Annotated in this window: 10 protein-coding genes; 4 read left to right on the forward strand and 6 right to left on the reverse strand. The window is 64.3% G+C overall.

The window, feature by feature from the left end:
* The 3 genes from WBQ44_RS08320 to WBQ44_RS08330 all read left to right on the forward strand — a co-directional run.
* Nucleotides 1-449 (forward strand): CPBP family intramembrane glutamic endopeptidase (locus tag WBQ44_RS08320; RefSeq protein WP_495566235.1); only part of this gene is annotated, 449 nt, incomplete at its 5' end.
* Between the two features lie 109 nt (nt 450-558).
* A complete protein-coding gene (locus WBQ44_RS08325) occupies nt 559-996 on the forward strand; it encodes an Lrp/AsnC family transcriptional regulator (RefSeq protein ID WP_495566236.1) in 438 nt (145 codons plus the stop codon).
* Nucleotides 993-2,081 (forward strand): lysylphosphatidylglycerol synthase transmembrane domain-containing protein, encoded by a 1,089-nt coding sequence (locus WBQ44_RS08330; RefSeq protein WP_495566237.1) that lies wholly within the window; start codon nt 993-995, stop codon nt 2,079-2,081. Before WBQ44_RS08325 ends, WBQ44_RS08330 begins: the two co-directional genes overlap by 4 nt.
* Here the strand turns inward: WBQ44_RS08330 and WBQ44_RS08335 are convergent.
* Nucleotides 2,030-4,726 (reverse strand): molybdopterin-dependent oxidoreductase, encoded by a 2,697-nt coding sequence (locus WBQ44_RS08335; protein ID WP_495566238.1) that lies wholly within the window; start codon nt 4,724-4,726, stop codon nt 2,030-2,032. The genes WBQ44_RS08330 and WBQ44_RS08335 overlap by 52 nt on opposite strands.
* On the reverse strand, nt 4,723-5,532 hold the full coding sequence (locus WBQ44_RS08340) for an FAD binding domain-containing protein (RefSeq protein ID WP_495566239.1): 810 nt from the start codon (nt 5,530-5,532) through the stop codon (nt 4,723-4,725). Before WBQ44_RS08340 ends, WBQ44_RS08335 begins: the two co-directional genes overlap by 4 nt.
* 121 nt (nt 5,533-5,653) lie before the next feature.
* On the opposite strand from WBQ44_RS08340, the gene WBQ44_RS08345 reads away from it, so the two are divergent.
* Nucleotides 5,654-6,283, forward strand: a complete 630-nt coding sequence (locus WBQ44_RS08345) for a DUF2461 domain-containing protein (protein ID WP_495566240.1) — start codon at nt 5,654-5,656, stop codon at nt 6,281-6,283.
* A 3-nt stretch (nt 6,284-6,286) separates the two neighbouring features.
* On the opposite strand, the gene pucL is transcribed toward WBQ44_RS08345, so the two are convergent.
* From pucL to WBQ44_RS08365, 4 genes are all read right to left on the reverse strand, one after another.
* Nucleotides 6,287-7,183: a factor-independent urate hydroxylase gene (gene pucL / locus WBQ44_RS08350; RefSeq protein ID WP_495566244.1), complete on the reverse strand. Its 897-nt coding sequence runs from the start codon at nt 7,181-7,183 to the stop codon at nt 6,287-6,289.
* Nucleotides 7,184-7,209: 26 nt separating this feature from the next.
* The gene (gene uraH / locus WBQ44_RS08355) at nt 7,210-7,536 is read right to left on the reverse strand and encodes a hydroxyisourate hydrolase (RefSeq protein ID WP_495566241.1); all 327 of its coding nucleotides are present in this window, start codon (nt 7,534-7,536) and stop codon (nt 7,210-7,212) included.
* A complete protein-coding gene (uraD, locus tag WBQ44_RS08360; protein ID WP_495566242.1) occupies nt 7,533-8,036 on the reverse strand; it encodes a 2-oxo-4-hydroxy-4-carboxy-5-ureidoimidazoline decarboxylase in 504 nt (167 codons plus the stop codon). The genes uraH and uraD overlap by 4 nt, the downstream gene beginning before the upstream one ends.
* Before the next feature lie 9 nt (nt 8,037-8,045).
* On the reverse strand, nt 8,046-9,279 hold a 1,234-nt coding region (locus tag WBQ44_RS08365), incomplete at its 5' end, for a solute carrier family 23 protein (protein WP_495566243.1).

The following is a 9,279-nucleotide window of genomic DNA, read 5'->3' on the forward strand; positions in this document are numbered from 1 at the left end:
TCGCGTTCCGAAACACGATGCGCCGACCGATCGTCACTCCGATCCTCATCGGACTGGCAGCGGGCGGTGTCTTCGTCGCCGGCGCTCTTGTCGTTCGCCAGATCCCCCCGTTGGCCGACTTTACCGAGAATGTGCTGGCGCATGCACGGTTCGGTCCGCTCGCGCTCATCGTTTTCATCACCCTCATCAACGGTGTCGCGGAGGAAGTTTTTTTCCGTGGCGCTCTGTTCGCGGCGATCGGCCGCAACCGGCCCGTTCTGGTCTCCACGCTCGTCTACACGGTCGTGACTCTCGCGAGCGGAAATCCGATGCTGGCCTTCGCGGCCATCACCCTGGGATTCGTCCTCGGTTTGCAGCGGCGCGCGTCCGGCGGCATTTTGGCTCCGATTCTGACGCACGTCATCTGGTCGACGGTCATGGTTTTGGTCCTGCCACCGCTGTTCGTCTGATCGGCTGCCACCTGCGGAACGCCGCGAGAAAACAAACCCGTTCCCTTCTCTCGGGATTTGTAAGCTGTCCGGTGGGCCGAAACACACCCGTCTGAGCTACATTGCGCAGGTGAGCGAAAACCTCGATCGGATAGACCGGTTGATCATCGACGAACTCGTTGCGGACGGTCGAGCAACCCTGGCCACACTCGCCGAGAAGGCCAGTCTGTCGGTCTCGGCAGTGCAGTCTCGGGTGCGCCGCTTGGAGGCGAGGCGTGTCATTCGCGGGTACACAGCGCAAGTCGACTCCGAAGCTCTGGGGCGTCCTCTATCGGCGTTCGTGGCGATCACGCCCATCGACCCGGCTCAGCCGGACGATGCACCGGCAAGGCTGCGACACATCGATGCGATCGAGTCGTGTCACTCCGTCGCCGGCGAAGAGAGCTACATTCTTCTGGTGCGCGTCGAATCCCCCCGGAGCCTGGAGCAGCTGTTGCAGGAGATCCGTGTCACCGCCAACGTGAGGACTCGCAGCACCATCATCCTGCAGACCTTCTACGACCGATGAACCGAACGGGGGTCCGCAGAGTCCTCTCCGCCGTCCTGTCGTACGGCGTGGTGGGTCTCGTCCTGTGGCTCCTGTATCGCACAGTCGGTCACTCCGGCACGCTGTCCCAGGCAATCGGCTCCATCTCGATCGCGCAGGTTCTGGTGGTGTCGGCTCTCGGTCTGATCTACCTGGCATCGATGTTTCGCCCCATGACGTACACGCTCCCGGGGCTGACCACCCGGCAGGCCGGGGTGGCGCGGACAGCGTCACTCGCACTCGCCAACACGGTTCCGGAGGGTGGGACGGTCGCGACGGGTCTGACGTTCGCAATGTATCGCTCCTGGGGGTTCGGCTCGGCCGACAGCACGACGTCGATCATCGCGATCGGCATCTGGACCAACCTCTCGCGCTACACCTTGATGGCGGTTGCCCTCGTTCTGCTCATGCTTTTCGGCTCGGTGAGCGGGTCGGCGGTATGGGTCGCAGCCGGTGCGTGTGCGGTGGTCACCGTGATCTGCGTTCTCATCGCACTGGCGATCACCAGCGAGCGATTCGCGCGGGCCGCAGGCACAATGCTGACTGCAGGACGCACGCGTCTTGCGCGGTCGTTCTCGAAAATCGAACCGCAGGACATGGGAGAGGCCGTCGCCGACTTCCGCATTCGACTACTGGGCCGCGTCAGAACGTGCTGGCGGGCACTCACCGTCACGATGGTGTTGTCCCAGTTGCTCGGTGCGCTGGTGCTCGGTGTGTCCATCCGGATGGCGGGGCTGGGGCGCGACGAAGTCGGGTGGCTACTGATCGTCGTCGCGTTCGGGGCGATGTGGCTGGCTGCGTTCGTTGCCCCCACTCCGGGCGGACTCGGTGTCGCCGAGGCGGCCCTCGTCGCCGTGCTCGGCACCGGACTCACCGGCGACGCCCAGGCCGAACTCGTTGCGGCGGTGCTGTTGTTCCGGTTCGCGACGTGGTTGCTTCCGGTGCCTCTCGGTCTGATCGCCTATCTGTATTGGCGAACGACTCGGAACTGGCGCGTGGCGACGCGAATGTCCGGTCAGTCACCGAGTGATCGCCACACGCGGTCCGAGGAGAGCGGCAGGTGGTAGAGACGACTGCCCACTGCGTCCTTGATCGCGTTTGCCAATGCAGGGGCAACCGGATTGTACGGAGATTCGCTCATCGACTTGGCTCCGAACGGTCCCAGGGTGTCGTAGGTATCGGCGAAGTACACCTCGGTCGGCGGGATGTCTGAGAACTGCGGCACGTGGTAGCTGCGAATGGAATCGGTGATCACCGTGCCGGCGCCGTCGGTCTTCATCTCTTCGTACAGGGCGGAGCCGATGCCCTGAGCGACGCCTCCTTCTATTTGCCCTCGGCACTGCGCCGGGTTGATCACCGTACCCGCGTCGGACGCGTGAACGGACTGCAGGATCTCGACCGTTCCGGTGCGCTCGTCGACCGCAACTCTGAAAGCCTGTACGTCGAAGGCCAAGGATCGGGGGAGTCCTCCGCTGCGGCCCGACCCTGCTATCGGCCCACCCGACACGAAGACGATCTCGGGCCACGAGAGATGGCGGTCACCACACGTGACGCCCTGCGGCCCCAACACGCAGGAGGTGGCGCGGCACCCGGATACCGTCGCCGCGATGTCACGAATACGTTCGGCGAGCGTGCGCGACGCCGCATGGACGGCCTTGCCTGCCACGACGGTGCCCGCAGATCCGAACGCCCCTGTGTCGTAACTCGTCGCATCGGTGTCCGACTGGCGTATCAGGATGCGGTCCGGTGACGTTCCGAGCTCGGCGGCAGCGATCTGAGCGTGCACCGTCGTCGTGCCGTTTCCGAATTCCGCTGTACCGACGCCGATCTCGTACCGGCCGTCGCCCAGCAGGGTGACCGTGGCTTCGGCTACGTGGCCGCGCGGCGGAATGGTGGCGATCATTGCAACGGCCATACCCTCGCCCACCTTCCACCCCGGGGGAGCGTCGACGCCGTTACCCGCGCGGAGCGCGTCCTGGGTCAGGTCGAGGCACTGATCGAGGCCGTAGCTGCCGTATACGAGGTCGTCCGCCTCTCGGTGGGCCGCGACCAACGGATCTCCCGGCACGACGACGTTGCGCCTACGGAAATCGAACGGATCGATACCGAGTTCGCGCGCGAGATCGTCGAGCGCGGATTCGACGGCGAACATGACCTGACCGAGACCGTAGCCGCGGAACGCCCCCGACGGAATGTTGTTGGTGTACACCGCTTTCGCGTCGACACGCTTGTTCGCGCATCGGTAAACGGCAACCGATTCCCCGCACCCGTGGAACATGACGCCGGGGCTGTGGTTGCCGTATGCGCCCGCATCGGTGACGACGTCGACGGCCAGTGCCGTCAGGGTGCCGTCGGCGTCGGCAGCTGCCGTGACGTCCACCTGGAAGGGATGTCGACACGGTGAGACCGTGAACTCGTCCGTGCGAGTGAATTCGAACTGCACCGGCGAACCGGTACGCAACACCGCGAGAGCGACGATGTCCTCGGTCAGCATCTCTTGCTTACCGCCGAAGCCGCCTCCGACGCGGGCGGTGAACACGCGCACCTGTTCGCGGGGCAGTCCGAAAATCTCGCAGATCTCGTCGCGCACGAGGAACGGAACCTGTGTGCTGGTGCGCAGCGTCAGCCGACCGGTTTCGTCGACCCAGCCGATGGTCGCGTGTGTCTCGAGATGCACGTGCTGAACCCGCTGCGTTCGCCACCGGCCGGTGACGACGGCGCCGGCTGCGGCCACTGCGGCGTCGACGTCACCGGTGGCGCCGTGCAACTCGGCGACCAGATTGCGCGACGGGTCCGCGATGCGAGACTCGGGGCCCTTGTCGCCGTGGACAAGCGGGGCGCCCGGGGCCGACGCGCTCTCCGGGTCGAACACCGCGGGCAGTACCTCGTATTCGACGGTTACTGCGCGAGCGCCTGCTTCGGCGTCGGCGAGCGTGTCACCGATCACGACGGCGACTCGTTGACCCGTGAAACGCATGACGGTGTCCAGAACGCGGGTGTCGTCGGGATCGTCGGCGCGGTTGTCGTGCCTGGCTGTCGAGAACACCCGGTCCGGACTGTCCGCAGATGTCAGTACCAGCCGCACACCCGGGACAGCCTCAGCGGCAGTGACATCGATGGACACGACGCGAGCGTGTGCATGCGGACTTCGGACCACCGCTGCGTGCAGCAGGCCCGCCGGGGCAACGTCGAGTGTGTACGGCTCGGTGCCGGTGACGATGGCATCCGCGGCGGGCGCCGACACGGAACGGCCGGGACAGGACTGCTGCGAGGCCTTCTCGACGTTGACCACTCCGTGCAACGCGTCGTCGATCGATCGGTAGCCTGTGCATCGGCACAGGTTGCCCTTCATTTTTCGCGGGAGATCGGTCAAATCCTCGTCCGTGAAGGTCGACGCCGTCACGACCATCCCGGCAGTGCAGAAACCGCACTGAAATCCGCCTGCTTCGACGAATCGTCGTTGAACCGGATGCAGGTCCGCCCGGGTACCCAAACCCGACGCCGTGACGACTTCGCGGCCCGCCGCTCGATACGCCGGATAGATGCACGAATGGACGGCTCGGCCGTCGACGAGCACCGAGCATGCACCGCAGTCCCCGGCGTCGCAACCCTTCTTGACCTCGAAGTGGGCGTGGTCGCGCAGCATGGTGCGCAGGCACTGACCGGGTCGCGGCGAACACTCGGTGGGTGTGCCGTTGATGTCGACTCTCACGTCAACTCCTCGAGTACCTCGTGAGCCGATTGCGCACTGATGTGTCGCCGCCAATCGGGGGCGCCGTGTGGATCGTCGTACCACGCGGTCGCGGGCACTGCCGCGTCGATCGCAGCAGTTAGTTCGGCCGCGCTCGGCGGCTGTGGGAACCGCAGAACGAACGGCCGCACGGTGGACGCGGTGATCGACAGAACGAACTGGCCGTCGGTGTCCACACGCCCGATGACGATCGACGCCGACCTACCCTCCGGAGACAACGCCACCTTGCGAAACGCGGTGCGCGCATGCAATGCTCGGATGGGCAGGTGGATGCTACGAAGCACATCTCCTCGGCTCAGAGCGTTGCGCCCAGGCCCGATGACGACGTCTTCGACGGCGACCGTGCGGTCGGTACCGTCGGAACCCCAGACGAGCGCGCGGCCGTCGAGTGCAGTGGTCAGCGAAATCATCGCTCCGGCAGGGAGAGCCAAGGCGATGTTGCCTCCCACCGTGGCGACGTGCCAGATCTTGAACGACGCCAACAGCGCCGCCGCGCAGCGGTGGAACAGCTCGGTGGCGGGCCACTCGGCGAACCGTGTCGCGGCCAACTGGTCGATCGTGCACGTGGCTGCGATGTCCACACCGTTCTCTACCGCCGCAAGCGGTTCCCAGCCGAAGGCCGTGATGTCGACCAGTCGCCTCAGATGGTCCTGTTTCTCCGACAGCAACCAGGTCCCGCCTGCTATCACCGCCGTGTCGTCCGCGCCCGACGGCAGTTCGGAGCGTCTTGTCGGCATCGTCACGTTCTCGATGGTTCCGAGGTCCATGTTCACCCGCTTTCGCTTCCCGAACTCTAGTGAACATCTGTTACGCACGCGGGTGAGCGGCGCGATACGGCGGAAACCTCGCCGAAACAACGCAGTCCGGGCACTCACTAGAATCGCCGGTATGGCTTTCACCGGTATCCCGTTCGCCGCGCTCGACTTCTACGAGGATCTGGAGGCCGACAACAGCAAGATCTGGTGGAACGCGCACAAAGATGTCTACGACAAGTCCGTCAAAGAGCCGATGACCCAGTTGCTCGCCGAACTGGAGGGGGAGTTCGGCGCAGCCAAACTCTTCCGGCCCTATCGCGACGTCCGATTCTCGAAGGACAAGACACCCTACAAGGCGCATCAGGGTGCCTTCGTCGCGCGCGGCCCGAGCTTGGGCTTCTACGTGCAGATAGACCCGGCCGGGTTGTTCGTCGCAGGTGGGTTCTACGGCGCCACCGCGGAGTCGATTGCTCGATTCCGTGAGGCGGTCGACACGGACGTGCGCGGCCGCGAACTCGAGGGCATCGTCAGGGCTATGACCGCGGCGGGTTTCGAGGTCGGCGGTGATCGGCTGAAGACCAAGCCTCGCGGGTACGACGCCGACCACCCGCGCATCGAACTACTGCGGCACAAGTCGTTGACGGTGAGCAAGCACTTCGGCTCACCTTCCTGGCTGAAGACTCCCAAAGCGGCTGTGCAAGTGCGAAATACGTGGCGATCGATGACCCCGCTGGTGGAATGGACGCAGCAGGTGCTGAACTAGCCGTCAGCCGACCGAGGAGAACGACCACCAGGCGTTGCCACAGTCCGGTGCGTCTTCGCGCTCGACCGTCGCCTGGATCAGGCCGTAGGGACGATCATCGGCGTTGAACACCTCTCCCGGGTTGTCGACGCCGAACCGGCCGATGTCGTAGAGAAAATGGTGCTTGTTCGGCGCGGACATGCGGATCTCGGCGATGAACGGATACTTCTGTAGGACGGCTTCGCCCATCGCGAACAGCGTTTGCTGCAGTGCGAGGGATCGGAGGTTGGCGAAGCGTTCGATCATGGCCGCTTTCGCACCGGTGTAGACCTCGTCCCACTCGACATCGGTGTGCGTATACCGCCACTGCGCAGTCAGCGAGGTGGCCATCACGCGGTCGTTCGTGGGTTCGAGGACGGTCAGATCATCCTCGAGAAAACCGTGGAATTCCGAACCGGTGGACTTGAGAACGACCAACTCCTTGAATCCGCTCGTCACCCATGTCTGCCGTCCACTCCCCGTGCCCTCGACCGTGACGGCCGCTGTGCGGATCTCTTCACCCTTGCGGGTCCAGGTGTGGTCGTGCGGGACACCGTCCACAGTGACGCGCTGCCACTCGTACTGCTCGAGCTCGATGCGCGCGCCCTGCACAGGTTCGACGTCGTCGACATAATGCCGGGCCAGGTCGAGGCCATAACTTTCGAGATGTTGCAGTCCCTTGGTTTTTGCATAGGTGTAGGCAGTCTGCTTCTGCGTGTCGGTCGGCAGCACGTTCGACTGATCCCCGACGAGGTGGGCGGCGGAGAAGTCGCCGCGCAGTGCGCTCGAGACGTTGATGTCGTGAATCTCGTGTCGAGGGGTGTCTCGATAGATACGAACCACACGGTTCTCGGCTTTGCCGTACTGGTTTGCGCCGAGCATGATGCGGCCGGTCAGATCGGTCAAGGTCAGCTCCCGCGGTAGGTGGAATATGCGAACGGCGACAGCAGCAGTGGTACGTGATGGTGTGCGGCCGGCCCGGCAACGGTGAACGAGATGGAGACGATCGGGTAGAACGTAGGGGTGTTCTTCGCGTCGAAGTAGTCACCTGTATCGAATTCGAGTCGGTATTCGGCGGCAGGGAGCGGTTCACCGAGCAGCGCGGCGATGCGACCGTCTTCATCGGTGATTCCGCTCGCGATCTCACCTTCCTCGGCACGGAACAGTCGTACCCGCATGCCTGCGGCGGGGGCCCCGTCCACCGCGTCGAGCACATGCGTGCTCAACCCGCTCATTCTTCTGCACCCAGCATGCGGCGCAATCGAATTCGGTTGATCTTCGCCAGCTCCACACGCAGCACCCGTCGCTCGGTCTCGGGGTCGTTCCCCAATCGTTCCTCGAGGATAGCGAGCAGATCCTTCGCCGACCTGCCTGTCGCGCACACCAGATACACGTGACCGAACCGTGCCTCGTACTCCCGGTTGCGTTCGGCCAGTATGTTCAGCACGTCCCACCCCGCGGACTGCACCGCCGCCTGCTCTCGTTGCGACGACGGATTGTCGGGCCTGTCCCCGATGCGGGGATGACCGTCGAGGGCGAGATCCACCTCCGCCTCCGGCAACTCGGCAAGAACCCGATCTGCTCGATCGAGAAGCGAGTCGAGGCTTCGGTAGGGCCGACCGCCCGCGACGCGACGAGCCCAGATCGACGACGAGCAACATTCGTAGAGCGCATGCATTGCCTGCCGATCGGACATTCGATCGAAGCGGTCGAGCCCTATCCCTACGTGTAGCAACGTCTCTCGCTATCTGTAGTCGGTGAGTCGGCCGAACCGAGCTGCCATGATGGGGTTGGCGTCGGCGACGAGGTCATCGAAGCGATAGTTCGCAATCTTGGCTATTTCGATCATCGCAAACGAACGTTCGACCGCGGGAGCGTTTTCCATTCGCGACCACCCGTTGGCGAGTACGCGGTCGTATCGTTCCGTTTCACGGGCACAAATGACCAGCGGGAACCCGAAATGTTCCCGGTACTCAGCCGCGAGGCGCACGATGGTTCCGTGCTCGTCCTCGTCGAGGTTGGATAGCCCCACGTGGTCGGCCGCATTCAACACGCCGGTCGCATCCTCACTGCCGAGGTCTGGGTAGTTGTCGATCAGTTCCAACTGCTCCTCGGTACTACCGGCCAGCAACGCTTCCTGGAAAGCCTCCCGGAGACCGTGCGCGTCGGAATACGGACGTTGCCGGTAGGCGCGCTCGACCACCCACGGGGTGCCCTGAACCAGGCAACCGAAAGTCGACGCGAACTCTTCCTCGGACATCGCGTTGACCTGATCCAGAGTAATTCCCTTACCGGGCCCGCCCGCCACCGATTGGCCGCGACCGCCCAGGTGGAAAAAGAGGACGTTGAGCACGATCGCCGACACTGCGCCCAGAACGATGCCGCTGCCGAACAGCATCTCCAGCCACTCGGGCACACCTTGAGACACCGTGGGTTGAATGGTGACCAACAGGGCCAAGCCCAGACTCGTCGCCACGATAATGAGGTTCCGGTGGTCGGTGAAGTCGACCTTCGACAGCGTTTGAATACCCACGACGGCAACCGTTGCGAACAACGCGAGCGCGGCTCCACCCAGAACGGGCGGCGGTATGGAGGCCACCACCGCTGCCGTCTTCGGTAGCAAGCCGAGCAGGATCATGATCGCGCCTGCGGCCGCCACCACCCATCGACTGCGAACGCCGGTGAGGCGAACGAGCCCGACGTTCTCCGAGAAAGCCGTGTACGGGAACGAGTTGAAGGTTCCGCCGATGACCGTCGCCACGCCGTCGGCTCGAAGGGTCGCTGCGATGTCCTGCTTCTTGATGCGCTTGCCGACGATCTCGCCGGTGGCGTACACGCTGCCGGTGGTCTCGACGGCAATGATGAGCATCACCACGATCATCGAAATGATCGCCACCGCACTGAATTTGGGAGCACCGAACAGGAAGGGCTGAGTGAAGCCGACCCACGAAGCCTCCGCGGTACCGTCGAAATTCATG

This window comes from Rhodococcus sp. (in: high G+C Gram-positive bacteria) (genome assembly GCF_049591685.1).
In the GTDB taxonomy this organism is placed as follows: Bacteria; Actinomycetota; Actinomycetes; order Mycobacteriales; family Mycobacteriaceae; genus Rhodococcoides.